This window comes from Thalassovita litoralis (assembly GCF_900182725.1).
Classification (GTDB): domain Bacteria; phylum Pseudomonadota; class Alphaproteobacteria; order Rhodobacterales; family Rhodobacteraceae; genus Thalassobius; species Thalassobius litoralis.
Map to the genome: position 1 here is coordinate 92,247 of NZ_FXTO01000009.1, position 26,516 is coordinate 118,762.

General features: G+C 60.0%; 25 protein-coding genes. 13 read left to right on the forward strand and 12 right to left on the reverse strand.

Features of this window, described 5'->3' with window-relative positions; genetic code table 11:
- Positions 1 to 22 precede the first annotated feature (22 nt).
- Positions 23 to 1,024: a polyprenyl synthetase family protein gene (locus tag FN828_RS09415; protein WP_142493146.1), complete on the reverse strand. Its 1,002-nt coding sequence runs from the start codon at positions 1,022 to 1,024 to the stop codon at positions 23 to 25.
- A 56-nt stretch (positions 1,025 to 1,080) separates the two neighbouring features.
- On the opposite strand from FN828_RS09415, the gene FN828_RS09420 reads away from it, so the two are divergent.
- The 3 genes from FN828_RS09420 (at position 1,081) to FN828_RS09430 (ending at position 2,310) form a co-directional block, all read left to right on the forward strand.
- Positions 1,081 to 1,296, forward strand: a complete 216-nt coding sequence (locus FN828_RS09420) for a putative signal transducing protein (RefSeq protein WP_142493147.1) — start codon at positions 1,081 to 1,083, stop codon at positions 1,294 to 1,296.
- Entirely contained in the window at positions 1,289 to 2,047 is a 759-nt protein-coding gene (locus tag FN828_RS09425; RefSeq protein ID WP_142493148.1) for a tRNA1(Val) (adenine(37)-N6)-methyltransferase, read from the forward strand. Before FN828_RS09420 ends, FN828_RS09425 begins: the two co-directional genes overlap by 8 nt.
- Positions 2,048 to 2,142: 95 nt before the next feature.
- Positions 2,143 to 2,310 carry a YdcH family protein gene (locus FN828_RS09430; RefSeq protein WP_142493149.1) on the forward strand — a complete coding sequence of 56 codons (168 nt, stop codon included), beginning with the start codon at positions 2,143 to 2,145 and terminating at the stop codon, positions 2,308 to 2,310.
- On the opposite strand, the gene yddG is transcribed toward FN828_RS09430, so the two are convergent.
- From yddG to FN828_RS09450, 4 genes are all read right to left on the reverse strand, one after another.
- Entirely contained in the window at positions 2,288 to 3,175 is an 888-nt protein-coding gene (gene yddG / locus FN828_RS09435) for an aromatic amino acid exporter YddG (RefSeq protein ID WP_142493150.1), read from the reverse strand. The genes FN828_RS09430 and yddG overlap by 23 nt on opposite strands.
- A 140-nt stretch (positions 3,176 to 3,315) precedes the next feature.
- Positions 3,316 to 4,038, reverse strand: coding sequence for an acetoacetyl-CoA reductase (gene phbB / locus FN828_RS09440; protein WP_142493151.1), 723 nt, complete (start codon positions 4,036 to 4,038; stop codon positions 3,316 to 3,318).
- Between the two features lie 184 nt (positions 4,039 to 4,222).
- A complete protein-coding gene (locus FN828_RS09445) occupies positions 4,223 to 5,398 on the reverse strand; it encodes an acetyl-CoA C-acetyltransferase (RefSeq protein WP_142493152.1) in 1,176 nt (391 codons plus the stop codon).
- Positions 5,399 to 5,536: 138 nt separating this feature from the next.
- On the reverse strand, positions 5,537 to 6,286 hold the full coding sequence (locus FN828_RS09450) for an EAL domain-containing protein (protein WP_142493179.1): 750 nt from the start codon (positions 6,284 to 6,286) through the stop codon (positions 5,537 to 5,539).
- Between the two features lie 223 nt (positions 6,287 to 6,509).
- Here FN828_RS09450 and FN828_RS09455 point away from each other — a divergent pair, with 223 nt between their 5' ends.
- Positions 6,510 to 7,097 carry a DNA-3-methyladenine glycosylase I gene (locus tag FN828_RS09455; protein WP_142493153.1) on the forward strand — a complete coding sequence of 196 codons (588 nt, stop codon included), beginning with the start codon at positions 6,510 to 6,512 and terminating at the stop codon, positions 7,095 to 7,097.
- 21 nt (positions 7,098 to 7,118) lie between these two features.
- Here FN828_RS09455 and FN828_RS09460 read toward each other — a convergent pair whose 3' ends face one another.
- Positions 7,119 to 7,676 (reverse strand): TlpA family protein disulfide reductase, encoded by a 558-nt coding sequence (locus FN828_RS09460; protein WP_142493154.1) that lies wholly within the window; start codon positions 7,674 to 7,676, stop codon positions 7,119 to 7,121.
- A 21-nt stretch (positions 7,677 to 7,697) separates the two neighbouring features.
- On the opposite strand from FN828_RS09460, the gene argH reads away from it, so the two are divergent.
- The 5 genes from argH to FN828_RS09485 all read left to right on the forward strand — a co-directional run bounded on the left by argH (position 7,698) and on the right by FN828_RS09485 (position 13,627).
- Entirely contained in the window at positions 7,698 to 9,089 is a 1,392-nt protein-coding gene (gene argH, locus FN828_RS09465; RefSeq protein WP_142493155.1) for an argininosuccinate lyase, read from the forward strand.
- Complete coding sequence (locus tag FN828_RS09470; RefSeq protein WP_142493156.1) at positions 9,086 to 9,232, forward strand: argininosuccinate lyase; 147 nt, start codon at positions 9,086 to 9,088, stop codon at positions 9,230 to 9,232. The genes argH and FN828_RS09470 overlap by 4 nt, the downstream gene beginning before the upstream one ends.
- The gene (locus FN828_RS09475; RefSeq protein ID WP_142493157.1) at positions 9,232 to 9,546 is read left to right on the forward strand and encodes a DUF2834 domain-containing protein; all 315 of its coding nucleotides are present in this window, start codon (positions 9,232 to 9,234) and stop codon (positions 9,544 to 9,546) included. The genes FN828_RS09470 and FN828_RS09475 overlap by 1 nt, the downstream gene beginning before the upstream one ends.
- A 220-nt stretch (positions 9,547 to 9,766) precedes the next feature.
- Positions 9,767 to 11,032 carry a diaminopimelate decarboxylase gene (gene lysA, locus FN828_RS09480; protein WP_142493158.1) on the forward strand — a complete coding sequence of 422 codons (1,266 nt, stop codon included), beginning with the start codon at positions 9,767 to 9,769 and terminating at the stop codon, positions 11,030 to 11,032.
- A 33-nt stretch (positions 11,033 to 11,065) separates the two neighbouring features.
- Positions 11,066 to 13,627 carry a TIGR02302 family protein gene (locus FN828_RS09485; RefSeq protein ID WP_142493159.1) on the forward strand — a complete coding sequence of 854 codons (2,562 nt, stop codon included), beginning with the start codon at positions 11,066 to 11,068 and terminating at the stop codon, positions 13,625 to 13,627.
- On the opposite strand, the gene FN828_RS09490 is transcribed toward FN828_RS09485, so the two are convergent.
- From FN828_RS09490 to FN828_RS09505, 4 genes are read right to left on the reverse strand one after another with little or no spacing between them, the layout of a single operon-like run.
- A complete protein-coding gene (locus tag FN828_RS09490; protein WP_142493160.1) occupies positions 13,597 to 14,343 on the reverse strand; it encodes a sirohydrochlorin chelatase in 747 nt (248 codons plus the stop codon). The genes FN828_RS09485 and FN828_RS09490 overlap by 31 nt on opposite strands.
- Positions 14,344 to 14,352: 9 nt before the next feature.
- On the reverse strand, positions 14,353 to 15,168 hold the full coding sequence (locus FN828_RS09495; protein ID WP_142493161.1) for an iron chelate uptake ABC transporter family permease subunit: 816 nt from the start codon (positions 15,166 to 15,168) through the stop codon (positions 14,353 to 14,355).
- Complete coding sequence (locus tag FN828_RS09500) at positions 15,165 to 15,920, reverse strand: ATP-binding cassette domain-containing protein (protein WP_142493162.1); 756 nt, start codon at positions 15,918 to 15,920, stop codon at positions 15,165 to 15,167. The genes FN828_RS09495 and FN828_RS09500 overlap by 4 nt, the downstream gene beginning before the upstream one ends.
- Positions 15,917 to 16,399 carry a transcriptional repressor gene (locus FN828_RS09505; RefSeq protein ID WP_142493163.1) on the reverse strand — a complete coding sequence of 161 codons (483 nt, stop codon included), beginning with the start codon at positions 16,397 to 16,399 and terminating at the stop codon, positions 15,917 to 15,919. The genes FN828_RS09500 and FN828_RS09505 overlap by 4 nt, the downstream gene beginning before the upstream one ends.
- A gap of 95 nt (positions 16,400 to 16,494) precedes the next feature.
- Between FN828_RS09505 and FN828_RS09510 the strand changes: the two genes are divergently transcribed.
- Entirely contained in the window at positions 16,495 to 17,553 is a 1,059-nt protein-coding gene (locus FN828_RS09510; protein WP_142493164.1) for a zinc ABC transporter substrate-binding protein, read from the forward strand.
- Between the two features lie 76 nt (positions 17,554 to 17,629).
- Here the strand turns inward: FN828_RS09510 and FN828_RS09515 are convergent, their stop codons facing one another.
- Positions 17,630 to 18,193 (reverse strand): DUF4202 domain-containing protein, encoded by a 564-nt coding sequence (locus FN828_RS09515; RefSeq protein WP_142493165.1) that lies wholly within the window; start codon positions 18,191 to 18,193, stop codon positions 17,630 to 17,632.
- Positions 18,194 to 18,259: 66 nt separating this feature from the next.
- Positions 18,260 to 19,285, reverse strand: coding sequence for an MBL fold metallo-hydrolase (locus FN828_RS09520; protein WP_235891448.1), 1,026 nt, complete (start codon positions 19,283 to 19,285; stop codon positions 18,260 to 18,262).
- A gap of 222 nt (positions 19,286 to 19,507) precedes the next feature.
- Here FN828_RS09520 and FN828_RS09525 point away from each other — a divergent pair, with 222 nt between their 5' ends.
- The 3 genes from FN828_RS09525 (at position 19,508) to FN828_RS09535 (ending at position 26,259) form a co-directional block, all read left to right on the forward strand.
- Positions 19,508 to 22,579, forward strand: coding sequence for a caspase family protein (locus FN828_RS09525; protein WP_142493167.1), 3,072 nt, complete (start codon positions 19,508 to 19,510; stop codon positions 22,577 to 22,579).
- 119 nt (positions 22,580 to 22,698) lie between these two features.
- The gene (amrB, locus tag FN828_RS09530; RefSeq protein WP_142493168.1) at positions 22,699 to 24,354 is read left to right on the forward strand and encodes an AmmeMemoRadiSam system protein B; all 1,656 of its coding nucleotides are present in this window, start codon (positions 22,699 to 22,701) and stop codon (positions 24,352 to 24,354) included.
- Between the two features lie 81 nt (positions 24,355 to 24,435).
- Complete coding sequence (locus FN828_RS09535; protein ID WP_142493169.1) at positions 24,436 to 26,259, forward strand: MORN repeat-containing protein; 1,824 nt, start codon at positions 24,436 to 24,438, stop codon at positions 26,257 to 26,259.
- Positions 26,260 to 26,516: the final 257 nt, after the last annotated feature.

Consider the following 26,516-nt stretch of genomic DNA (forward strand, 5'->3'; position numbering starts at 1 on the left):
CAGAAAGAAGCCAAAGCGCGGATTAGTTGATCCGGGCGACCACATAATCGGCCAGATCGGAAAGCATTTGGCGGATCGGGTGTTCTGGTAACGTGGCAACGGCGGTTTTTGCCTTGGCCGCCCAGTCCAGCGCATCCTGTCGGGTGGCGTTCAGCGCACCATGTTTGTGCAACAGGGACAGCGCGTGGTCCAGATCGCCGTCTTCCTGTTTTCCCTTTTCGATGGTGCGGGTCCAGAACGTGAGCTCTTCTGTGTCGGCTTTGGCAACGGCTTTGATGACTGGCAGGGTGAGTTTGCGTTCGCGGAAATCATCGCCGACATTTTTGCCGGTAGCTTTGGAATCGCCTTGATAGTCTAGCAGGTCATCTACGATCTGGAATGCGATCCCCAAGGCGTCGCCATAATCGAACAGGGCTTTGACATGGGATTCGTCTGCGCCCGCAATAACCGCCCCGGATTCTGTGGCGGCGCTGAACAGCGCAGCGGTTTTGCCACGGACTACTTGCAGATAGATGGATTCATCGGTGCGCAAATCTTGGGCGGCGGTCAGTTGCAGCACTTCGCCTTCGGCAATAGTGGCCGCTGCGTTGGACAGGATATTCAGGACGCGCAGATTGCCCGGTTCGACCATCAACTGAAACGCGCGGGCGAACAGGTAATCGCCGACCAGAACGCTGGATTTATTATCCCACAACAGGTTAGCGGTGGGGCGTCCCCGGCGTTGGGCGCTTTCGTCGACGACATCATCATGCAACAGCGTGGCGGTGTGGATAAATTCCACGGTTGCCGCCAGATGGATGTGATAGGGACCGCTGTAGCCGCACAATTCCGCTGCGGCCAGCGTTAGCATCGGGCGCAGACGTTTGCCGCCTGCCTCTACCAGATGGGCCGTCACCTCGGGGATGCGGGGGGCGTGTTTTGACGCCATGCGGGCGCGGATCAGGGTATTCACCGCCCCCATTCCATCGGCCAGATGGGCCGCAAGTTGCTCGTGCGGTTTGGTCGCGGCTTGATCCAGGCTCATCACTGTACCGTCACATGGCTCGACAAATGCGGCGCCATGCCCTTAATTCCCCAATTATGAAACAGTTACTTAGCACGACCGATCCGACGATCATTGCCTTTGCCAAGGCCCTGCTTCAGGGCGAGGGTATAAACTGCTTTGAAATGGACGTAAATATGAGCGTCCTTGAAGGTGGAATAGGATTGTTCCCGCGCCGGATCATGGTGGCGGACGATGATTATCTGCCTGCGGCGCGAGTGATGCGCGATAATGGGATTGCGGTGGATGGCTGAGCTGAGCTGCAATGCCTTTTTGGGGGGTAAAGTCCAGATTTGGCAGCCTGTGCGCGGCTATCGTGCGGGGGTGGACCCGGTGCTGTTGGCAGCCACGATACCGGCCCGCGCGGGGCAGCGAGTGCTGGAACTGGGCTGCGGTGTGGGGGTTGCGTCACTTTGTCTGGCGGCGCGGGTGCCGGGGGTTGAAGTGACCGGGCTGGAGATTCAGCCGGAATATGCCGATCTGGCGCGCCGCAATGCGGTTGAAAATGCGGCTGATTTTACCGTGATCACCGGGGATTTGCAGCAGTTGCCCGAGGCGTTGAAGCAACAGCAATTCGATCATGTGATGGCTAATCCCCCTTATTTTCGGCGCGAAGCCGGGACGGGGGCTACGGACCCCGGTCGTGATTTGGCGCTGGGGGGCGATACGCCGCTATCGCTATGGGTCGAAGTTGCGGCGAAACGCTGTGCGCCACGGGGCTATGTGACCTTTATTCAGCGGGTGGAACGGTTGCCCGAGCTGATGGCGGCGATGCACCTGCATCTGGGCAGTCTGGAATTGCTGCCGCTGATCCCCCGGCCCGGACGTCCACCACAGTTGATCCTGATTCGGGGTCGGCGCGGGGGGCGGGCTGATTTCAAATTGCATCCGGGTGTGTTGGTGCATCCGGGCAATGCCCACCAGGACGGCGGCGAAGATTACACCCCGTTGATGTGGGACGTACAAAGATATGGGGCGTATTTACCTTTTGATAACGCTGAGTGAAGAAACCTGCGCAAAATGCTGCGCTGCCGCGTGACAGAAGCCGATTCTTGTGGTGCAATTGTTACACGTATTTCACAAATGAGAGGAGAATGCCCATGAGCTTGAGTTCGCATGTCGAAGAACTGAAGAAGAAACACTTATCCCTCTCGCAGCGAGTTGAGGAGGCGCAGCGCACTCCTAGCTTTAGCGATGCTGAACTTGTTGAACTGAAGAAGCAAAAGCTTCGCCTGAAAGAAGAAATCACCCGTCTGTCGACTGTGTGACACCAGAACGTAAGCTGGCGCGCGCAGCCAAGGCTGCGCCGCCAGTGATCAAGAAGGCGGCCCCTGCCAGACTCCAACTGGGGGACGTGACGCCCGTTAAGACCAAAACCAAGGTAGACAGTAGCGGTGCGGCGTAGGACGCCACCCCCAAAAGCTGGATGTCGCCGCGCTTTACCCCAATATCCCAAACATAAAACGCCAATCCGACCGGGCCTAACCCCAATCCAATCGCGGCGGCCCAGCCGATTGTGCCCTGTGGCCAGACCGTTTCTTCCGTGGCCAGATGCAGAAGGGCGGACAGAATTGCCGTGGCAACACAGAATACGGCCACCGATTCTGTAGGCGCATCGCCCAGTTTGCGCGACAGGACAGAATAGGTGGACCACGTTAATGCGCAGGCCAAGGCCAGAAGGTAGCCGGGCAAAGATTGCGGATCAAATCCCGTCGCCCCGCCGCCAATGATCAGCGCCGCACCCAGAAATCCAACGATACCGCCTATCAAATGCCCGGCCCGTAATGTTTCACCGGGCAGCAGGCCGGAAAACAACACAATCAGAAGGGGCCACAGATAGGCGATCAGCCCGGCCTCGGCAGCGGGGGCCAATCGCAGGGCGCTGAAATACAGCGCGTGATAGCCGAACAAGCCCAACGTCCCAAACAGGTAAACGCGCAGCGGCACCTGCCGTAGGCGGGCGAATCCCCCGGTGCTGCCGGTCCAGATCAGCCCCAGCGTACCGCCAATAGCGAAACAGATGGCGTTCAGCAGCAGGGGCGGGGTCGGGGCGGTGCCAACGGTGAACAACGCCAAGAGCGCCCACAGAAGAACAGCAATGAAACCGATGGCGGTGGCTTGGCGGCGTGGCATTGGGCGTAATCGTCCTTGCGTGAGTAATTTCGGTAATACCTGCAATGAGATGCGGGCGAAAATCAACAGATTGAACGGGGTCGCAAAAGAAAAAGGGCCGATCGCAGACCGGCCCTTTGATATGTAACGATGTCTGCGGGTCAGACGAAGAATTGCCCGCCGTTGGCCGAAATGGTCGAACCGTTGATGAAACCTGCATCGTCCGAGGCCAGGAATACGACGCAACGCGCGATTTCTTCGGGTTCGCCCAAACGGCCAGTGGGGATTTGTGCGATGATCGAATCGCGCACCTTTTCCGGGACCGCCATCACCATGTCAGTGCCGATATAGCCGGGGCAGATCGCGTTGGCGGTGATGCCTGCGCGTGCGCCTTCTTGGGCCAGCGATTTGACGATGCCCAGATCACCCGCTTTGGTCGCAGCATAATTCACCTGCGCGAACTGGCCCTTTTGACCGTTGATCGACGAAATCACGACGATACGGCCAAATTTACGTTCGCGCATACCCGGCCAGATCGGATGAACCGTGTTGAACACGCCGGTCAGGTTGGTGTCGATGACCTCGTGCCACTGTTGCGGGGTCATTTTGTGGAACGGGGCGTCGCGGGTGATGCCTGCGTTGGCAACAACCACGTCGATCGGGCCAAGATCTGCCTCGACTTTGGCGATACCGGCAGCCGAGCTTTCGTAATCGGCGACGTTCCATTTATAGGTTTTGATGCCGGTTTCTTCGGTGAACTTTGCCGCGGCTTCGTCATTCCCGGCATAGGTTGCGGCCACATCGTAGCCTTCGGCCTTCAAAGCCTTTGAAATGGCTGCGCCGATGCCGCGCGAACCGCCGGTGACGAGTGCTACTCTTGCCATGATCTTCCTCCAGTCTGGCGTGATGCGTTGGTAACTCTATTACTTTGTATGCCGCAATTGCGCAATAAAATTACGTGATAAAAATGAGTGTTGGGCGTATTTTTTTGCGGGCGCAGCATTTGGGATGAAAAAAAAGGGGCGCTAAAGCAGCGCCCCTGATATGTGGTTATCGGGTCATCCGGGATCAAGGACGCTCAAGGCACATGGCCACGCCCATGCCGCCACCGATACACAGGGTTGCCAGCCCCTTTTTGGCTTCGCGGCGTTTCATTTCAAACAGCAGCGTATTCAGGATACGGCAGCCCGATGCGCCGATCGGGTGGCCGATGGCGATGGCCCCGCCGTTCACGTTCACGATCGAAGGGTCCCAGCCCATGTCTTTGTTCACGGCGCAGGCTTGCGCGGCAAAGGCTTCGTTGGCTTCTACCAGATCCAGATCGCCCGCAGCCCAGCCTGCTTTGTCCAGCGCCTTGCGCGAGGCATAGATCGGGCCAACGCCCATGATGGACGGGTCCAAACCAGCGGTGGCGTAGGATGCGATGCGGGCCAGCGGTTCCAGACCACGTTTTTCGGCTTCTTCCGCGGACATCAGCAACACAGCCGCGGCACCGTCGTTGATCCCCGAGGCATTGGCGGCGGTAACGCTGCCGTCTTTGGTAAAGGCCGGGCGCAGCTTTTGCATGGCATCCATGGTCGCGCCGTGACGGATGTATTCGTCTTTGTCCACGATGATGTCGCCCTTGCGGGTTTTGATCGCGAAGGGGATCACCTCGTCATCGAATTTCCCGGCTTTTTGGGCGGCTTCCGCTTTGTTTTGCGATGCCACGGCGAATTCATCCTGCATGTCGCGGGAAATTTGCCATTGCTGGGCGACGTTTTCGGCGGTCTGGCCCATGTGATAGCCATTGAACGCATCCCACAGACCGTCGCGGATCATGGAGTCGATGTATTTCACATCGCCCATTTTCACCCCTGCGCGCAGGTGGGCAACATGGGGGCTGAGCGACATGTTTTCCTGACCGCCCGCCGCGACGATTGCGGCATCGCCCAGTTGGATGTGCTGGGCTGCCAATGCAACAGCGCGCAGACCCGAACCGCAAACTTGGTTCAGACCCCAGGCCGCGCTTTCGATGGGCAGACCGGCATTGATATGGGCCTGACGGGCCGGGTTCTGGCCCTGACCTGCGGTCAGAACCTGACCAAGGATCGTCTCGGATACTTCCGATTTGTCGATCCCGGCGCGGGCGACGATGGCTTCCAGCACAGCCGCGCCCAGATCATGGGCCGGGGTATTCGCGAAAGAGCCGCTGAAAGACCCAACGGCAGTTCGCGCCGCCGAGACGATAACAACATTGGTCATGTTCATCCTCCACCAATTGTCTTGGGGGGAAACGCCGGGCGCGCAGCGTGCGGGCCCTGGTCTTCCCGCCTTATATCACGTCATAAAACAACTGCCGCACTGCGGCAACTGCGCAGAATTGCCGCGTTGCAGCGCAATTTATGCGCGACGCTGATGGGGCATTCTGGAATTTTCTTTCCAAGGGGGCTGAATGGTCGGTGCGCCAAAATAATACCCCTGCAAACAATCCACGCCAATCTGTTGCAACCAATGAACATCTTCTGCATTTTCAACGGATTCCGCGACAGTGAACATATCAAACTGCTGAGCGACACTGACCAGTGCTTTCGTTAAGACCTGATTATCCGCATCGGCATGGATATTGCGAATGAACTGCCCATCAATCTTCAGAATGTCGAAATAGAAATCTTTCAGATAGCGGAAAGACGTGTACCCGGCCCCGAAATCGTCCAGCGCAAAGCTGATTCCCTTGCGTTGCAAGTCGCCCATGAAGCGGACCACCAGTTCCGGTACGGTCATCGCAGAGCTTTCCGTGATTTCCAGAATCAACCGTTCGGCTACGGTTGTGTCCGCCTCCAACCCCTTGCGCAGGCTGGTCATCCAGCGGGGATAGCCGATGGATCGCGCGGACATGTTGATGGACAGCCGGATGCCCGGTTCCTCTCGCAGTGTGCGCAGTCCGATTTCCAAAGCCAGACAGTCAATCATCCTGCCCAACTCGGTTGCTTCGATATGGTCGATGAAATCTTTGGCCGGGATGATGCGCCCGGTTTCATCGAAGATGCGAATCAGCCCCTCGTAGAAGGCGGGGAATGTCGGGCGACTGGCTTGGACCACTGGTTGATAGGCCAGCGTCACCTGTTTGTGACGTACAGCATCGGCAACCATGCCCAACACCCCGGCATCCCGCGACGTCACGGCGAAATCCAGCGGTGATTGATGACCTGCGTGTATGTCATTCCATTTGTTGCCTTTGCGTTTTTTCACGTCAGCCTCCGGTGTTCGGTTGCCAGAACACAATGGTGCCGCAGACGTTACCAGTAGTTTAACATTCACATTTTGTTCTAATTGTCCGAAACTGGCGAAGCCAAGTGGAGAAAGAGTAATGAATATGGGTGAAAGATGCGGCTGGGTGGGGTCCGAACAAATCTATCTGGACTATCACGATACAGAATGGGGCGTGCCGGAATATGACAGCCGCGCGCTGTGGGAAAAGCTGGTTCTGGATGGATTTCAGGCGGGGCTGAGCTGGATCACTATTCTAAAGAAACGAGATGGATTTCGTGCAGCATTTCAAGGCTTTGATCCGAATGTGATTGCCGAATGGGGGGCGGATGACGTTACCCGCTTGCTGGGCGATCCGGGCATTGTTCGACATCGCGGAAAGATCGAGGCGACCATCACGAACGCCCAGGCCTGGCAACGGATCGAAGCGAACGAGGGCTTTGCCACGTTTCTGTGGAAATACGTTGATTTCACGCCGGTGCAGAACCAATGGGACCGTTTGGATCAGGTGCCTGCGTCCACGGAAATCTCTGTACAAATTTCAAAGGATTTGAAGAAAGCGGGCTTCAAGTTCTGCGGGCCAACCATTGTCTATGCGTTCATGCAGGCGTGCGGCTTGGTGAATGATCACCTGACTGGCTGTCCCTGTCATGGTCCTGTGGCGCAGATAGGGCAGCACGGGATGCCCCGGTAACGGTGCCGGGGCATAAACGCTTCAGGATTGCGGCAACAGCGCCGCAATCAGGGCGCGGGCGCTATCGGAATGCCAATCCGCATCCCCCATCAGGCGCCCGATTTCCTGACCATCGGCATTCAGGATCACGCTGACCGGCAGGCCCAGAACCGCCATCTGCCGCGCCAGTGCCGATTTCGGATCGCGGTGCAGCGGCAGATTGGTCACACCGATCTGATCAAAGAACTTTGCCATCGCGGGGGGCGGGTTGCGCCCGGTGGCGATTGTCACCACCTCGAAATCATCGCCACCGAACTCTGCTTGCAAGGCGGATAGGGCGGGCATTTCCTTGCGGCAGGGGGCGCACCATGTTGCCCAGAAATTGACCAGCACCAGTTTGCCCTTGTAATCCGCCAGCGTCATATCGGTCCCGTCCGCCGACACAAAGGCGATGTCTGGCACGGCTTGCGGGGCGCTGTGCAGGTTCAGTTTTTTCATGTCGTCCACGCGCAACGCTTCCAGTGCGGTGTCCCCGGCGATGGACGCATTTGCACCAAGCGCCAAGGCCGTATAAAGGACGATCCGATAAATCCTGTGCATGACACCTCCTAGGGGCCAATTATGACTGACAAATCCTCGAACCAGATGTGGGGCGGCCGCTTTGCCGCCGGTCCTGACGCGATCATGGAGGCAATCAATGCCTCGATCGGGTTTGATCAGCGTATGGCCGCGCAGGATATTGCCGGGTCAAGGGCCCATGCCGCCATGCTGGCCGCCACGGGCATCGTCAGTGATAGCGATGCCAGCGCCATTCGGGAAGGGCTGCTCACGGTCTTGTCAGAAATTCAGGGCGGGACGTTCGAGTTTTCCACCGCGCTGGAAGACATCCATATGAATGTCGAAGCACGGCTGAAAGAAATCATCGGTGAACCGGCGGGACGCCTGCATACAGCCCGCAGCCGGAACGATCAGGTGGCAACCGATTTCAAACTGTGGGTGCGCGATCAGATCGACGCCGCAATTGACGGGATCGAGGCGCTGATCAAAGCCCTGCTGGGGCAGGCCGAGGCCGGGGCCGATTGGGTAATGCCCGGCTTTACCCACCTGCAAACGGCGCAGCCTGTAACGTGGGGGCATCACATGATGGCCTATGTGGAAATGCTGGGCCGGGATATGTCGCGTTTCCGCGATGCGCGCGCGCGGATGAACGAATGCCCGTTGGGATCGGCGGCGCTGGCGGGAACCTCGTTCCCGATTGACCGGCATATGACGGCCACGGCACTGGGATTCGATCGGCCTACCGCCAATTCGCTGGATGCGGTGGCGGATCGCGATTTCGCGCTGGAATTCCTGTCCTGCGCGTCGATCTGCGCCATGCACCTGTCGCGCTTTGCCGAAGAGTTGGTGATCTGGTCCTCGGCCCAGTTCCGGTTCGTGGCGATGTCTGACAAATGGTCCACCGGATCGTCCATCATGCCGCAAAAGCGCAACCCTGATGCCGCCGAACTGATCCGCGCCAAGATCGGCCGTATCTTCGGGGCGAATGTGGCGCTGATGACTGTGATGAAGGGGTTGCCGCTGGCCTATTCCAAGGACATGCAGGAAGACAAGGAACAGGTGTTCGATGCGGCCGATAACCTGATGCTGGCGCTGGCGGCCATGACCGGCATGGTCAGCGATATGACCGCACGCCGTGAAAATCTGGCTGCGGCGGCGGGGTCGGGTTTTTCCACCGCCACCGATCTGGCCGATTGGCTGGTACGCGAACTGAACCTGCCGTTCCGCGACGCGCATCATGTGACCGGGTCGCTGGTGGCGTTGGCCGAAAGCAAGGGCTGCGATTTGCCGGACCTGACATTGCAGGATATGCAATCGGTTCATGCGGGGATCACCGATGCAGTGTTCGGCGTGCTGGGGGTTGATAATTCCGTGGCCTCGCGCATGTCTTATGGGGGAACCGCGCCAGCACAGGTGCGGGATCAGATCGCAAGATGGAAGGACGTGCTGAAATGAAAGCGCTGGCCGGATTGATGATTGTAGCGCTACTGGCGGCTTGCGGCGCGGACGGCGCGCCGGTGCCGCCCCGCGAGGAACCAACAAAGACCGGGGTGACGATTTCAGGATCGGCCCGGTTTGGCGTGAGCAAATCATTCTGATGTCCGGCCTGCGGATGGCATATTTGGCGTTGGCCGTTCTGGGGGCGGTCTGGCCGATGTGGCATTTGCTGCCGTGGGTCTGGGAACATGGCCTGTCCCTCGATGGGCTGATCGCCGCTTGGCACGCCAATGCTGCCGCGACGGGACTGTTCTGGGATCTGGTGATTTCCGCTGTGGCGGTAAGCTTGTGGATTTTGGCCGAGGTCAGCGTGCGCCGCAACTGGGGCGCGTTATGGGCCATTCCGGCCACGTTTTTTATCGGCGTCAGTTGCGGCCTGCCGCTTTATCTTTTTTTGCGCACGCGTCCGGTTTGATCCAAAGGCGGCGCTGATGTGTTGCGGATCTTGGGGCGTGGGGGCGTTGCCCCCGGTCGCCTGCGGCGCCCTCCCCCAGAGTATTTCAGATCAGAAAGAAACCAATCCGCTTCTTTCTGATCTGAAATACTCATATTCCGACTGGGGCGGCTGGGAAGGCCGATTGAATTGGCGCGATAGTCTGCTATGACGCGGAGGAACCAGCGGAAGGGCGGATGCGATGGATCATTTTCTTTACAAAGACGGTGCGTTGCACGCCGAAGACGTGCCTGTGGCCGAAATCGCCGCCGCTGTCGGAACGCCCTTCTATGTGTATTCCACGGCAACCCTGTTACGGCATTTCCGCCTGTTCGACGAAGCTTTGGCGGGGATGGATCATCTGGTGTGTTTTGCCATGAAGGCCGCCAGCAATCAGGCCATTTTGAAGACATTGGCGCAGGCCGGGGCTGGAATGGATGTGGTGTCGGGTGGGGAATATGCCCGTGCCAAGGCCGCCGGGGTTCCGGGGGATCGGATCGTGTTTTCCGGGGTGGGCAAAACCCATGCGGAAATGCGGGCGGCACTAGAGGGTGGGATTCGTCAGTTCAATCTGGAATCCGAACCAGAGATGGAGCGGCTGAACGAGGTGGCGCTGTCCTTGGGGGTAAAGGCACCCGTGACGGTGCGGGTGAACCCCGATGTCGATGCCAAGACCCATGCCAAGATCGCCACGGGCAAATCCGAGAACAAATTCGGCATTCCAATTTCACGCGCGAAAGAGGTCTACGCCCATGCGGCCCGTTTGCCGGGATTGGACGTGGTCGGGATCGACGTGCATATCGGCAGCCAGTTGACCGATCTGGAACCCTTCCGGTTGGCCTATCGCAAGGTTGCAGCATTGACCGAGGCGCTGCGGGCCGATGGGCATAATATTCGCCGTCTGGATCTGGGGGGCGGATTGGGCATTCCCTACACCCGGTCGAACGAAGCGCCGCCGCTGCCGTTGGATTATGGCACTATGATCCGCGAGGAACTGGGCCATCTGGGCTGTGAGATCGAGATCGAGCCGGGCCGTTTGATCGCGGGCAATGCGGGGCTTCTGGTCAGCGATGTGGTGTATGTGAAATCGGGCGAAGGGAGGGATTTCCTGATTTTGGATGCCGCGATGAACGATCTGGTGCGTCCGGCCATGTATGACGCCCATCACGACATTATCCCGGTGGTCGAACCGGCCAGCGGGGTCGAACAACGCCCCTATGACATCGTGGGGCCGGTGTGCGAAACCGGCGACACCTTTGCCAAGCAGCGGATGATGCCGCCGGTGCAGGCGGGCGATCTGGTCGCCTTCCGGTCTGCGGGGGCTTATGGTGCGGTGATGGCTAGTGAATATAACACTCGGCCTCTGATCCCCGAAGTTTTGGTCAATGGGCATCAATTCGCCGTCATTCGGGCGCGTCCGAGCTTTGACGAAATCATAAACCGCGATACCATTCCTGAATGGCTGTGATGCGATCCCCGCATCGGGCCGCCGGGAAAAGGTATGTCTGACGCTGGTCGCATCGTTCTGAGGAAAATCCGCTGGCCGCTTCGCCTGACATGGGCGGGGCTGATTGCCGAGCGGCTGACGCGCGCGTTCTGGCCATTGTGGTCGGTGGTGATGCTGGCCGCTGCGGTGCTGATGTTGGGGCTTCAGGATCATGTGGCGGTGGAACTGGTGTGGGGCGCTGCGGTTCTGACTGCGCTGGCGGCGGCGGGTTTTGCCCTGCGCGGTGCGATGCAGTTCCGGTTTCCCAAACGGGCCGAGGCCTTGGCCCGGCTGGATGGCGCCATGACAGGCCGCCCGATTCAATCGCTGTTGGACCAGCAGGTGATCGGGGTGGGGGATGCGGCCTCGGCTGCGTTGTGGCGGGCGCATCAGGCACGGATGGCTGACCGCGCGGCGGCGGCAAAACCCGTGGAGCCTGATCTGAACCTGACCAGCCGCGATCCATTTGCGCTGCGCTATGTGGCGATTTTGGGCCTGTCTGTTGCATTGCTGTTCGGCACATGGAGCAAGGTCGGATCGGTCACGGGCATGGGGCCGGGCGGCAAAGGCGGGCTGGCTGCTGGCCCCGCGTGGGAAGGCTGGATTGAACCGCCAGCCTATACCGGGTTGCCGGTGCTGTATCTGGCCGATCAGGCGGGCAAGCGGTTAACGATCCCGCAGGGCAGCCGCATCACGTTGCGGTTTTATGGGGAATTGGGGGCGCTGACGCTGGCGGAAACCGTATCAGGCCGGGTGGGGCAGGTGCCTCCGGCGTCGGACCCGGCGCAGGATTTCACCGTCGCGCAATCCGGCACTTTGGCGATCGAAGGCACGGGCGGGCGGCAATGGGATGTGACGCTGTTGCCAGACCTGCCGCCGATGGTGGATATTGCCGGGCTGCCGGAAACCAATGTGGATGGGCAGATGAGCCTGCCCTTTACCGCAGCGGATGATTATGGCGTGACGGGGGGCAGCGTGCGCATATCGCTGGATCTGGACACGCTGGATCGGCGGTATGGTCTGGCCTTGCCGCCGGAACCGCGCCAGCCTGTCGATATGGACCTGCCGATGCCGATTTCGGGCAGCCGCGCGGAATTCACCGAACAGTTGATCGAGGATTTTTCCCAACACCCGTGGGCGCATTTGCCGGTGCGGTTTGAACTGTCGGTGCAGGATGCCGCAGGGCAATCGGGGGTGGGGCAGCCCGTGGTGATGAACCTGCCCGCGCGGCGGTTTTTCGATCCGCTGGCGGCGGCGCTGATCGAACAGCGGCGAGATTTGCTGTGGACCCGCGAAAATGCCCCGCGCATTGCGCAGGTGTTGCGGGCGATTTCGTGGCAACCCGAAGAACAGCTTTTCCCGGACGAAGCGAATTATCTGCAACTGCGTGTCATTTTGCGACGGATCGAATCCTATGCAGCCAGCGGCATGACAGATGAACAGCGCGATGAAGTGGCTGCGGCACTGTGGGAACTGGCGATCCAGATCGAAGAGGGCGATCTGGACGACGCGATGGATCGGATGAAACGCGCACAGGACCGGCTGAGCGAAGCCATGAAAAATGGTGCTTCGGAACAGGAAATCGCGCGGCTGATGCAGGAATTGCGCGATGCGACGCAGGATTATCTGCGGCAATTGTCGCGGCAGGCGCAGCGCGATCAGGAGCAGGCGGATGCGGACATGCAGATGTCCGACAACACGATGCAGATGGATATGGACGATCTGCAACGGATGATGGACCGCATTCAGGAATTGATCGAACAGGGCCGCATGGCCGAAGCACAGGAAGCGATGCGCCAGTTCCAGCAGATGATGGAAAACATGCGCATGGCTCAACAGCAGGGCGGGCAGGGTGGCCAATCCCCCGGCGACCGCGCGATGGAGGAGTTGGGCAAAACTCTGCGCGATCAACAAGGCCTGTCAGATCGGGCCTTCCGTGACTTGCAGGAACAGTTCAACCCCGGTGCCAATCAAGGCCAGTCGCAGGGCAACGAAGGCCGTGATGGGGGCATGGGGCGGGGCCAAAGCCACGAGGGGCAGGATGGTCAGGGACAAGACGGCGATCAGGGCCAGCAAGGTCAGGGATCATTGGCGGATCGTCAGCAGGCCTTGCGGCAGGAATTGGAACGTCAGCGCGGTAATCTGCCCGGTGCCGGAAGCGAAGGCGGTGAAGCCGCCCGCGAGGCGCTGAAACAGGCGGAACGTGCGATGGACGGGGCCGAGGAAGCCTTGCGTCAGGATGATCTGGCCGGGGCCATTGATAAACAGGCGGAAGCGATGGAAGCCCTGCGCGAAGGGATGCGCAATCTGGGCGAGGCGATGGCCGAAGCAGGCCGCCGTCAACGTGGTGGCGATGGCCGCGAAACCGGGGACGCGCAGACGGGGGCGCGTGATCCTTTGGGGCGGAACCCCGGATCGCGTGGCGGCGATGTCGGCACCGAGGACAGCCTGCTGCAAGGCGAAGATGTCTATCGCCGCGCCCGCGAATTGCTGGACGAAATCCGCCGCCGCACTGGCGAAGGCGACCGCCCGGATGCTGAACTGGATTACTTGCGCCGCCTGTTGGAACGGTTTTGATCTGACGGGCAGCTTACGGTTACGGTTTCAGTGCCTTGTTTTGTCAGGCTGTTGGCGATTAGACCCGGTGTTTCCGGCCAGTGGATCATCGGGGGCAATACGGCACCGTTAAACCCTGCGGCAGTCAATGCGTTGGGCAGATCGTCCAGAACATGCCCGGCCTCCAGCGCGAAATAGCTTAGGCAGATGGCTTGCCCCAGATCGCGGGCTTGATCGTGGACAAAGGGCGGTTCTTCGATAAATCCCGCGCGGGTGGTGCGGAATGGCAACCGGCGGGCCAGTTCACGTTCCATTGCATGAGTACTGTCGGCGCTGGTGCGCGATACTGCGCTGCCGTGGGCGGCCATCAGTAGCGCGGTGTCTTGGGCCTGCCAGCCCCGGTCTGTCAGGGTGGCCCGCAGGCGGGATTCTGCGACGTCGGCCAGTCCGGTTTCTACGCCCAAGGGCGGCAATTGGGTCAATCCCAGCGCCGTTGTTTTCGGGGCAAGAACGCGATTGGTGAAATAACCCTGCGCCATGAAAAACGGGTATATCAGCGGGTGATCCAGCCCATTCAATGCAGCATCGAACCGCCCCGGCGCGGCCAAAGTAGCCCCCCGGATTTGCCAGCCGGGCAGCAGGGTTTGCACCTTTTCGGCTAAGGCCTGCATGGCCTGTTCCTGTGGATCGGGATCGGACGGGCTGCCGTGGGCGATCAGGATTGCGCAGCGGGGCATGGACACCTCTTAGATTTGGCGCGCCACGCGGTGACGCAGGGCCGAACCGATACTGGACAGGGTAAACAGCACTGCGGCCACACATACAATAGACGGCCCCGTTGGTGTGTCAAAATGATAGGACAGGACCAGCCCACCAACCGAAGATATCGTTCCCAACGCCGCTGCAATCATTCCCATGCGTTCGGGGGTGGTGGCAAAGGGGCGGGCCGTTGCGGCCGGAATGATAAGCAGCGCCGCAATCAGCAGTACGCCCACCACCTTGATTGCCACGGCCACCACCAACGCCAGCGCCACGGTCAGCACCATTTGTTCGCGTCGCGGGTTCAGCCCGGCGGCATAGGCCAGATCCTGATTGAGCGAGGACAGCAACAGCGCCGACCATCGCCACCACAGCAGCGCCAGAACCAGCGCCGTGCCGCCCCAGATCACGGCCAGATCGGTCTGGCTGACCGCCAGAATATCCCCGAACAGATAGGCCATCAGATCAATCCGCACCCCGGACAGGAACGATACCGCGACCAGACCAAAGGCCAGCGCGGAATGGGCCAGAACCCCCAGCAGCGTATCCATCGCATAACCCCGACCGCTTAGGGCGGAAACCGTCAGGGCCATGACCAGTGCAGCCACCAAAGCGCCCGCGAAAATCGAGGTGGAAAACGCCAGCGACAGCGCCACACCCAGAATCGCGGCATGGGCGGTTGCATCCCCGAAATAGGCCATGCGCCGCCACACCACGAAACACCCCAGCGGAGCGGCCGCAATCGCAACACCGATCCCGGCCAATGCGGCACGGATCAGGAAACTGTCCAACAGTGATGTCATTCTGCGGCCTCGTGTGTGTGGCTGTGATCATGGCCGCAACCGGGATCGTGGCTGTGGTTGTGTTCATGACGATACAGCGCCAGCGCGCCTTGCGTGCCTGACCCAAACAAAGCCCGGTATTCCGGGGCCGAGGCAACGTGTTCAGGTTCGCCCTGACAGCAGACATGCCCATTCAGACAAATCACCCGGTCCGATGCTGCCATGACGACATGCAATTCGTGGCTGACCATCAGCACAGCACAGCCCAGATCGCTGCGCACCTGTTCGATCTGGCGGTAAAATGCTGCCGATCCGGGTTGATCCAACCCCTGTGTCGCTTCGTCCAGAATCAACAATTGCGGTTTGGACAACAGCGCCCGCGCCAGCATGACGCGCTGAAACTGCCCGCCGGACAGGTCCGCCATCTGGCGATTGCCCAGATCTTCGGCCCCGGCTTCGGTCAAGGCCCGGCGCACGTCGGCATGGGCTACCTGATGGGGCAGGTTCATGAACCGTTGCACCGTCAGCGGAAGCGTTGGATCGACATGCAGCTTTTGCGGAACATAGCCGATCCGCAGATCAGGGCGCAGGCGCACGGTTCCTGCGCTGGGGCGAATTGCGCCAATGATCGCTTTCAACAGGGTGGATTTGCCGGACCCGTTGGGGCCGACAATGGTGACAATCTCGCCTTCATCCATATGGAAATCGACATGAGACAGCACCGTGTTGCCGCCCAGACGAATCGTCAGATCCGTGACCTCGATCAGGCTCATGCCGGTTCCTTTGTCTGGCAGGCGGGGCACAGCCCTTCGGCTTCGATCACGGCTTTTTCGATGCGGAACCCTTCGGCGCGGGCGGTCTTGCCCAATGTGTCCGCGGAAATCTGGGTGGTGGCTTCGGCCACGGAATTGCAGGCCCGGCAGATCAGGAACATCGGCGTATGGCTGTGGCCCGGATGCACACAGGCGGCAAAGGCATTCAGGTGTTCGATCTTGTGCGCAAACCCGTTCGACACCAGAAAATCCAGCGCCCGATAGGCAACCGGGGGCTGTGATCCCAGCCCTTCGGTGCGCAGCATGTCCAGAATTTCATACGCGCCAAGCGCCCGGTGTTCATGTAGCAGGATTTCCAGAACCCGACGGCGTACCGGGGTGAATTGCAGCCCGTTGTCCTGACATATCTGTTCTGCCGCTGACAAATTGGCGGCGATGCAACTGTGGTGGTCGTGATGTGCGAAACCAACAGGGTCCATAGGCGGCCTTCCGGGTTGGGAAAGATTGGGGTTGCTATGGTATAAAGTAACAGGTATCGACTGTCGATATGTTATACAATTACACGAGGTAGAAAATGCGTTTGCCCCTGATGACCTGCGGCGCGGCCTTGCTGGCTGGTTCCGTCTTGGCTGAAACCCCGCATGTGGTGGCCGATATTACGCCGGTGCATTCGCTTGTGGCGCGGGTGATGCAGGGGGTTGGCGAACCGACCCTGCTGGTCGAACCGGGGGCTTCGCCGCACGGGTATGCGCTGCGCCCGTCGCAGGCCGCCGCACTGAATCGCGCCGACGCCGTTTTCTGGATCGGAGAAGCGCTTGAACCTTGGCTGGAAGGGCCGCTTGAAACCCTTGGCGGTAAAGCGCGTCAAATCGAGCTGATGACCGTGCCGGGTACGACGGTGCTGGAATATCGGCTGGGGGCGGCGTTTGAAAAGCATGATCATGGTGACGATGACGACCACGGACATGACGATGCCGCAGACGACAAGCATGACCATGATGACCACGATCATGATCACGACGAGCATGATCACGCTGAAAAAGATTCGCATGACCATGAAGGCCATGACGATCATGCGAAGGCAGAGACCGATCAGCATGGCGATCATGATGGCCACGACCATACCGGAATGGATTCTCATGGTTGGCTGGACCCGATGAATGCGCATGTCTGGCTGGGGGCGATTGCGCAGGAACTGGGCCGGATTGACCCGGAAAATGCCACGCGCTACGCGGCCAACGCTGCCGAGGGGCAGGCCGAGCTGGATGAACTGGTGGCAGAGCTGAATGTGCAGCTTGCAGCGTTCCGGCAGGTGAACTTTATCGTGTTCCACGATGCCTATCAGTATTTTGAAAACCGCTTCGATCTGTCGGCGGTGGGGTCGATTTCGTTGGGGGATGCGTCTGAACCGGGGGCGGCCCGGATCGCTGAAATCCGCAACAGGGTTCAGGAACTGAACGTGACCTGCGTGTTCGCAGAGCCGCAGTTCAATCCGGGCCTGATCAAGGCTGTGTCCGATGGTGGCGTAAAAGTTGCGGAAATCGACCCGCTGGGCACCACGCTGGAGGTTGGTCCATCGCTTTATCCCAGCCTGATGCGTGAATTGGCAAATAGCATCAGCGCGTGCCAATAAAATGCCACACCACCACTCACTGCCGCATCCGGCTTTGGCCGGGTGCGGGGCGTGTGTGCGTTTCTAAACGATCATTTTAGCTGGCAAATGCCGCGGCGAACGGGGCGGGCAGATCAAATTCCCGCAACACCCGCGCCCGTCCTTCGACCGACATTTTGCGTGCCGTGCGGATCACGATCTTTTCCAAGGCTTCGGGTGACTGCGTTCCGGCGAAGGGGTGGAAATACCATTTCAGGAAGGTAAAGCAGATCACGTCTTCTAAGGCCTGCACCTGAGGATCGCGTTTGATCCCTTCCTTGCGCAGCATAGTGCCGACCTGTGCCTGTTCGTCTTGGGAATATCCGGCCTCTGCCATCATATCCGCCAGCCGGACCCCGTGCCGACGCCCCTGTTCCTTGCGCCATTCCAGATAGCCGTTGCGCCCCTCGGGGTAATCCTTGCGGGGCAAAAGCCAGCGTTCGATATGCTGACCACGCGCCGCGATTTGCAGCGGTTCCGACGCATCGGGAAACAGGCGCCGAAGCTCTGCTGTCATGCGTTCCCCATAAAGCTGCGCTGCGGGGCGTCCGTCTTCTTGGGTCGGGTCGGCGGCGTTGGCGGTGTCGATTGCGGTCAGAACGGTTTGCAAACGGTCGGACATGGCGGGCCTTTCGGTCAAAGCGGGGTCGCGCCCAGCCTATACCGGGTCGTTGCGCTGTAACAGGGGTTACAGGCTGCGCAGCGTCAGCCGATCCCCCGGTTCACTGATCCATTCCAACTGTCCGCGTTTGACCATGAAATTCACATGGGCCAACACCTCGCTAAAGGCAAAGCTCATTTGATGAGGGTCCAGTTGGCGGTGAAAAATCACCGGAATCAGATCATTCGCGGAAATGTCACGGGTTCGGCAGGCATCGTGGATCATTCCGCAGCGTTCTTCGTGGTGGGCGACCAGATCGGTGCAGCGAATATGCAGGCCGTAAAAGGGCAGGCGATGGCCGGACAAAACCAACACATCCTCGGGCAATTCGCGTTTCAGATAATTCAGCGAATGGATAAAGCCGCCCAAGGGGTTTCCTTCGGGTTCGGTGGCCATCACGGATACGTTGGGGCTGATTTTTTCAATCACCTGATCAGCGGCCAGAAACAGCTTTTCTTCGGGCAGGTATAGCATCACCTGTTCGGCACAATGACCATCGCCGGTCAGCACCTGAAATTTACGATCCCCGATTGGCAGGGTCATGCCATGATACAGGCGCCGATAGGTAAAGGGCGGCGTGGACAGCATCCGCAGATAATTATGCCCCTGTGTGCTGACCAGCGCGGCAATTTCCGGGGCCATGCCGTGACGGGCGTAAAATTCACTATAGGGGGTGGCCTCCATCACTGCGGGGGAATGGGCGAACATCATACACGACAGGAACGAGGTGCGGCTGGTCAGCATCGGGATGTCCAGCTTTTCGCACAGCCACCCGGCCATGCCGATATGATCGGGATGGTGATGGGTGATGATCAGCCCGGTAAATTTTTCCCCCGCAAAGGGACCGTTCAGCAATGCCTCCCACGCGGCGCGGGTCTGCTTGTTGGAAATGCCACCGTCGACGATCATCCAGCCGTCATTATCCTGAAGGAAGTAAATATTCACATGGTCCAGTTGGAACGGCAGTGCCAGCCGCGCCCACAGGATGCCGGGGCGAACTTCGATGACGTCGCCGGGTTGTGGCGGGGTGGTAAAGGGATGATGCAGGCTCACGGGGGTCTCCTTGCTGGCTTGTGGTAGTGTGGCGGCAATCGTCAGACGATTGCAAGGTGCGAGGAAAAGAACGTCACGGCACAGCGGGGGTGCTTTTTCATTGGGGTTCTGCCAGTTTTGTGGCGATACTGGTGGCGTTGTCGGCATTTTGCCGGGGGCGCTGCCGAAGAATGGGATTTGGTTTTTGCAGATTGAGTGGGTTTTGCATGGAAAGGAATAGTCTTGGCCCGACACGACCGTGACATGCCGTGCAGGATCGCCCAACGGGTCGGCATTCTGCGGCAGGGGGGGATGCCCCCACGCCCCCATCGAGGGGGCGCGTGGACAGCCTTTGGCAAGAGTATTTCGGGCAAGATGAAGGCGGGTTGTGTCGCTGGGTTGTTAGGTCTGGCAGCGGGGGCGGTACAGGCGCAAACGGTGGAGTTTCATCTGGATCTGGATACCGGCGGGCATCGCGCGGTGATCCGCGATGTGGTGGCCAGCGCGGATGGGGCGGTGGTCGTTTCGGCGTCCGATGACAAAACAGTGCGGATCTGGAATGGTGGTACAGGCGAAAGCACGGCTGTGTTGCGTGGCCAGATGGGGCCGGGCGGCGAAGGTGTGGTGAATGCCGTGGCCCTGTCCGCCGATGCTGGGGCCGTTGCCGTGGGCGGATATTTTGCGGGTCATCAGGCCGCGCAGGGACCGTTTGGGGATGTGCGGATTTTCGATGTGCAAAGCGGGGCAATCCGGTCGGTTCTGCGTGGTCATGAACTGGTGGTGGAAACGCTGGCTTATGATGCCGGGCGTGATGAACTGGCGGTATCGGGGCAGGGCGGGCAGGTGCATCGCTGGGCTGCGCCGTTTTCCGATGCGCCGCAAGCCCTGCCAGTGCTGGATACCCAAAGCTGGCGGGTCAGTCGGGTTGACTATGCGCTGAATGGGCAGCAGTTGATTGTGGCGACCTATGATTATGGGCTGCGGATTTGGGATTTGGACAATGGTACGGAAATCGCCGCACCCGATGCCGAAGCCCTGTGGGACACGCCGCTTGTGGCATTGGCGGTCAGCGCGGATGGGGCGCTGTTTGCACTTGCGGATGATCAAGGGCGTGTGACGGTGCGCGAGGCGGCGACCGGGGCGGTGATTGCAGCCTTACCCCAGCGCCCGTTCCGGGTGGATGCGTTGGGATTTTCCGGGGATCGGCTGGTGCTGTCCTGCGGGTATCGCTGTGGCGACAGCTATGGCAGCGAAACATGGGACTGGGCCACTGGAACCATGTTGACCGAATATCGGGCGCAGGACGGCGGGGTTCATGCTTTGGCGATATTGCCCGAAGGGCGGGTGGTTACGGCAGGCGGGCGGTTGAACCGGCTGGATATGTGGGACGTGTCGACCGGGCAGGCCATGCGGCAGATGGGCGGCATCAGCGCGCCGGTGGCGGCGGTTGGGCTGTCGGCAATGGCGGATCGGATCGGCTGGGGGGCGGATGACCCCTGTCCCACGCAGGCGATTTGCCCGACCCGGATGGGTGAACTGACGCAGGAAATGGAACTGCCCACGGCAGAACGGGCCTTTGAAAAACCGGGGCCGCGCGGGGCCGCGCGGTTGGGCCGGGCTGTGACTGCGCTTCCGGGATTGGAGGTTAAGCTGGACAGCGAACCCGGCACCGGGTTTGACGGTTCGCGTTTGCGCATTGGCGATGCTGCCGTGATCAAGGGCGGGGATAGCGGCTATTATCATAGCGCCTATAGCTTTGTGCCGGGGCTGGACCGGGTCATTTCCGGCGGCGGGAACGGGATATTGCTGGACTATGGATTGGATGGCAGCATTGCCGGGGAATTCGTGGGCCACACCGGAGAGATTTTGGCGCTTGCCGTCGCCCCCCGCGCGGAACGCTTGCTAAGCGGGGCGGCGGATCAGACGGTGAAGCTGTGGAACCTGAAAACCCACGAGTTGCTGGCGACATTGTTTTTCGCTGGTGACGATTGGATCATCTGGACGCCGCAGGGGTATTTCTATTCCTCGCCAAATGGCGACAGGCTGGTAGGATGGCGGATCAATCAGGGGCAGGATCAGGCGGCGCGTTATGTGACGGCCCGGCAATTGCGTCAGCATTTGCATTCGCCTGAAATCGTGCGGCGGGCAATTATTGGCGGGTCCGCGCGCGCGGCGGCGCAGGAATTGCGAGGTCGGGACAATGAGCTGGAAGAGCTGCTGACCCGTAAACCGCCTGCGTTTGAGATCCGTATGATTGATGGGGACGCCCCCGAAGGTCAGGCCTTGATCGAGGTCACGGGCGCGTCGTTGGAGGAGGTGGAAAGCTGGGGCTATTCCGTACTGGTGAATGACCGCCGGGTGCGCCCGGCCCGAATGGGGGGCGTTGACGGGCGGTTGGTCTATGCCGTGCCGTTGGAGGTGGGGGAAAACCGCATCACCGTGGCGGGGCGGGATGATTTTGGGTATGTCACGGAACGATCCGCCGTGGCCCTGTCCAAAAAACGGGACACGCCGGAAAAACGCGGCAAGCTTTATGTGGCCGTTGTGGGGGTGAATACCTATCCGAACCTGCCCGAGGCCTGTGGCGGCAAGGCCTGCGATCTGGCCTATCCGGTGGCGGATGCGTTGGAATTTCTGAATGTCGTGAAACAACGCAGTGCGCCGCTATATACCGGGATGGAAACGCTGGTGATGGTGTCCGGCGATGCGCTGGCGGCGGATGCGCCGCGCCAGCAGGCCTTGTCTTTGTTCATGGAACCCGGTGCGGTGCTGGAACCGGATGCAAGAACGGTGTCGGGTGAATTGGTGGATTTTCTGGCCCGTCCCGGCCCCGAGGATACAACAGTGATCTTTGTTGCCGGGCATGGAATGAACCTAGAGGAGCAATATTATCTGCTACCGTCGGATGCACAAAAACGAGGGGATCGTTGGCGGACCTCGTCCTTGGTGGACTGGAGCGTGATTCAGGAAGAGATTTCCTTTGCCCAAGGGCGGCGCATTCTGGTTTTGGATACGTGCCACGCCGCGAACGCCTTTAATGCCAAGCTGGAAAAAGAAGCGGCAGATGCGCGGGTGATCGTGTTTTCAGCGACGGCAGCGAATAACACAGCGGGGGAACGGCCCGATCTGGGGCATGGGATTTTCACCTATGCGATGCTGGAAGGATTGCGCGGCGCTGCTGCACGGGCGGGGGAAGGTGTGCGTTTGTTGGGGCTGGCGGATTATGTCTATCACGAAGTGGTGCGGTTGAGCCGAAACAAGCAGGAGCCGTTTTACCATATCTCTCAGAGTGCGAATTTCTTGGTGGCGCAGTAGTGACTGGGGGGCGTGATACGATACCGGCGGGCGCGAATGCCCCCACGCCCCCATCGAGGGGGCGCGAAGGCAGCCCTTGGCAAGAGTATTTCGGGCAAGATGAAAGGGCATTGCGGGGTTTGGCTGCGATTGGTCTGGCCTGGATCATCATGCTTTGGGCGGTGGTCGCCTATGCAGATTGCCCGGAGGCGGCATTCCCGGCGTTCTACACGCAACCGGACGTGTTCGAGGCCGGGCTGGCCGCATCCGAAGATGTGAATCCGGTTGATGGGATCGGCGGGGCGATTTTACCGCATCATTTGGAAATGCCGGAATTATTGGCAGGGGCCGTGCGTATGGTGGCGCGGCCCGGTGTGCGGCGGGTCGTGATCTTGTTTCCCGATCATTTCTACAAGTCGCGGGTGCCTTTTGCCACGACGGGGCGCGGATTCCAGACCATCTTTGGCCCGATTCCGGGGGATGCCGCTGCCGCGAGCAGTTTGCTGGGGGATGGGCTGGTCGAGGAAAGCTGCCTGTTTCAGGACGATCACGGGGTACGGGCGGTTCTGCCATTCATGGCCCGGTTGATGCCGGGGGTGGCCGTGGTGCCGGTGGCTGTATCCATCAATTCGACCCGCGACCAGTGGGAGGCTATGGCAGTCCGTCTGCGTCCTTTGGTGGGGGCGGATACCGTGGTGCTGCAAGTCACGGATTTTTCGCATTACCTGCCGCTGCATCAGGCGCGGCTGCGTGATCAGCAGGTGTTGAATGTGCTGGCAGCGATGGATCGGGATGCGGTGGCCGGGTTGGTGCAGCCGGATCATGTGGATTCGGTGGGGGCGATGTATCTGGCGATGACCCTGATGGGGCAGCGTGGATTGCGCCCGGTCGTTGTGGCCAATGCCAATATGCAGGGATTGTATCGCCGCTTTATTCCCGAAACCACCAGCTATGTCGTGGCGGCTTTCGTTCCCGATGGGGGCGATGCACCGCCCTTTGCCGGGGCGGAACGCTTCCTGATTGGGGGGGATTTGTTTCTGGGTCGGGTCTTGCCCGAATATCTGAGTGATGAACTGGCGGCCCGGCGTGTCGAAGAGGCGGCGCTGGCTGCCACCAAAGGGTTGCCGCTTGTGCTGAACCTTGAAGGGGTCTTGCTACCGCAATTGCCGCGTGCTCTGGATCATATGGTTTTGGGGATGCCAGCGGATTTGCTGCGCGATTGGGCGGAGCGGCTGAACATTGTGGCGGTGTCGCTGGCGAACAATCATGCACGGGATATGGGCGACAGCGGTCTGGCGGAAACGCGGCGGGCGTTACGGCAGCTTGGCATTCCATTCGTCGGGCAGGGCGATGTGATCCGCCTGAACGGGGCGGCTTTGGTTGGGTTAAGCGATCTGGATGGCCGTGCGATGCCTTCGGTCGACCGGCTGACGCCTGACTTGTTGGATCGTGCGATGATCGGGGATGCCGCTGTTCCGGTGATTGCGTTGCTGCATTGGGGCCGGGAGTTCGTAACCGTACCATCCGCAAGAGAAAGATGGATCGCTGAAAACCTGCGGGGGCGTGGGGTGGCGGCGATTGTTGGCGCACACCCGCATCAAACAAGCCACAGCCCCCGTGTGATCGGTGGCGGCGATACCGTGGTGGTACAGTCCGTAGGGAATTTCCTGTTTGACCAACTTCCGCCCGCCGCATCTGGCAGTCTGGTCGAAGTTCGGGTTTTCCCACAGGGAACGGTGTTTTTACGCCAGTTGCCATTGCCGTCTTTATTCGCGGCGGCGCTTGGGGAGCGATGAAGCAGGACTTAGCTCTTGTCTGAAAGGTTGGAGCGCGGGTAGCCTGACACCAAGATATTATCACAACAGGGGACAGGGATCATGACGCGCTGGGGATTTGCTGGGATGGTTGGGCTGATGCTGGCCGGTGCCAGCGTGGCAGAGCAGGCACCGACACTGTCTGCAGTGACGATCTCGGAAAAGCTGCATGTGATTTATGATCCGCATAGCCGCGAAGTGACCCGGCGGATGGTTCGGGTGTTCGATCCGCATCCTGAGATGGCGCTGGAATTCAGTTGGGACCCGGCGCCGGGCAACTGGCCGGGTGTAACACCTGACGGCTTTGCCACGGGGGCAGGTGTGCTGAGCTGGCGTGTCCCCGGCGCGGCCAGCTATGACCCGCGTGCCGTGCATCACACCTATGAGGGGGCGGTGCTGAATGGTCGTTTCGAAGGCGAAGGTCGGCTGACTTATCGTGATGGGTCTTTTTATCGGGGCAACTGGGTGGCCGGGGTGTTGCAGGGACCGGGGGAGTATCTGGACGCCGCGGGCAACCGCTACGAGGGGCCGCTTGTCGATGGTAAACCCGAAGGGCAGGGGATTCTGCGCTCGGCCGAAGGGTGGGTCTATACCGGCGGTTTCAGCAACGGGCTGCGCGATGGGCATGGCGCGATCATAGAACCGGGTGGTCTGCGCTATACCGTGGAAATGGTGGCGGGTGTCATGCAATCCTCGACCAAGCCGGTGGTCTATGCCGACAGTTTGCTGGGCGGGCTGTTACCGGCGCAATCGGGCGGCGATGCAGGGAAAACCCAGATCGCGGTAACGGCTGATACCCGATTGGGCCAACAGCAAGAGGTGGGATATGCCCATTACGCCCAAAACGGAGAGGTGTTGATCGTTCCGCTGCGCGACAGGTGGCGGGATGTCTGGAATGGGACCGGGGGGATTGGTACGTTCTTTGACTATGCCAGCATGGGGGACGCAGAATGGGCAGACAATCGTGCGCATACGCAATTTCGTCTGGCGACACAGGACGGTAGCCGCGTGCGCCTGAAATCGCTGGACCTGGCGGTGGACTACAGTCTGCCGCATCTGCGCCCGGTTTTGGTAACCGAAGACCATTATGGCTGCACAGGTTTCCGGCCCAGCTTCAATTTTCTGAACTATGGTTGGGGGCAGGTGGAAAATGCCACGGCCCGCGTCGGTTTCCGTAATGGGGATGCGGTGGACTGGGCCGCACGCCACACAACGCCGCCCAGTACGCCGTGGTATCAGGTCGACGTGGGAAGCTTCGATCAGGGGATGGATGTCTATATCCGTAATGCGCTGATTGATGCCGGGGTGGATGTGACGGCCCTGGAAAACCGCCGCTTTACCTGTCCCAGTGCCGAGGTGCTGGAAACCTGTAAGGCGCAAATCCAGAAAGACCTGAACTTGGGGGCGTTGACCGGGCTGATCTCGGGGTGGGGGGATTTGCAAACCGACATGATCGGGGAATTGTCCTATGATTGGGTGGATGCGTTCGGGGAACGCCATCACGAAGTGCAATCATTCTCTGCCACGATCAGCCTGGCCGCGATCGAAGTGCCGGGGGGCCTTGCAGAATGCGGGGATGGTGGTGCTTTCGCCCTACAGGCACCGCAATATCTGGATGTCGATCTGCCCTATGATGCGCAGGCCTATCGGATCAACATCCCGGTGCGGGGGAATCCGAATGTGTCCTCGCTGCTCAGCGGGTTGCGATTCTATGCGGAACGGTCGTCGATCCATCAGATGCAGATGGAAGCGACATTCGCGGATGGCAGTGTCCGCAAATCCGCCCCGGTGAAGCTGTTCTTCCTGCACAACCGCACGCCTGAATTCCAAAGTGGCACAACACCGGCGATCTGCACCCTGCCACCGGAACGCGCGGCAAGCTGCTGAATCGGCTGATTCTGTTCTGTTTTGTGTTGATTTTCGTCTGAGGCGATTTGCTTTGCTTTGATTTGGTGGTTTCTGCTGTTGTTTTGTGCGTTTTAGAGTGTTGATATTGTTTAGTATTTTTTGGTTTTGTTGGAAAGTTTTGGATTTTTTCGTATTTCTGTCAAAAACTGCTTGCGGGTAGTGGGAGTTATGCTTAGAACCCCCTTCACCGGCGGCGCTGAGGCGCTTGACGGTGGGTCGGACGGACGGCGAGGCGG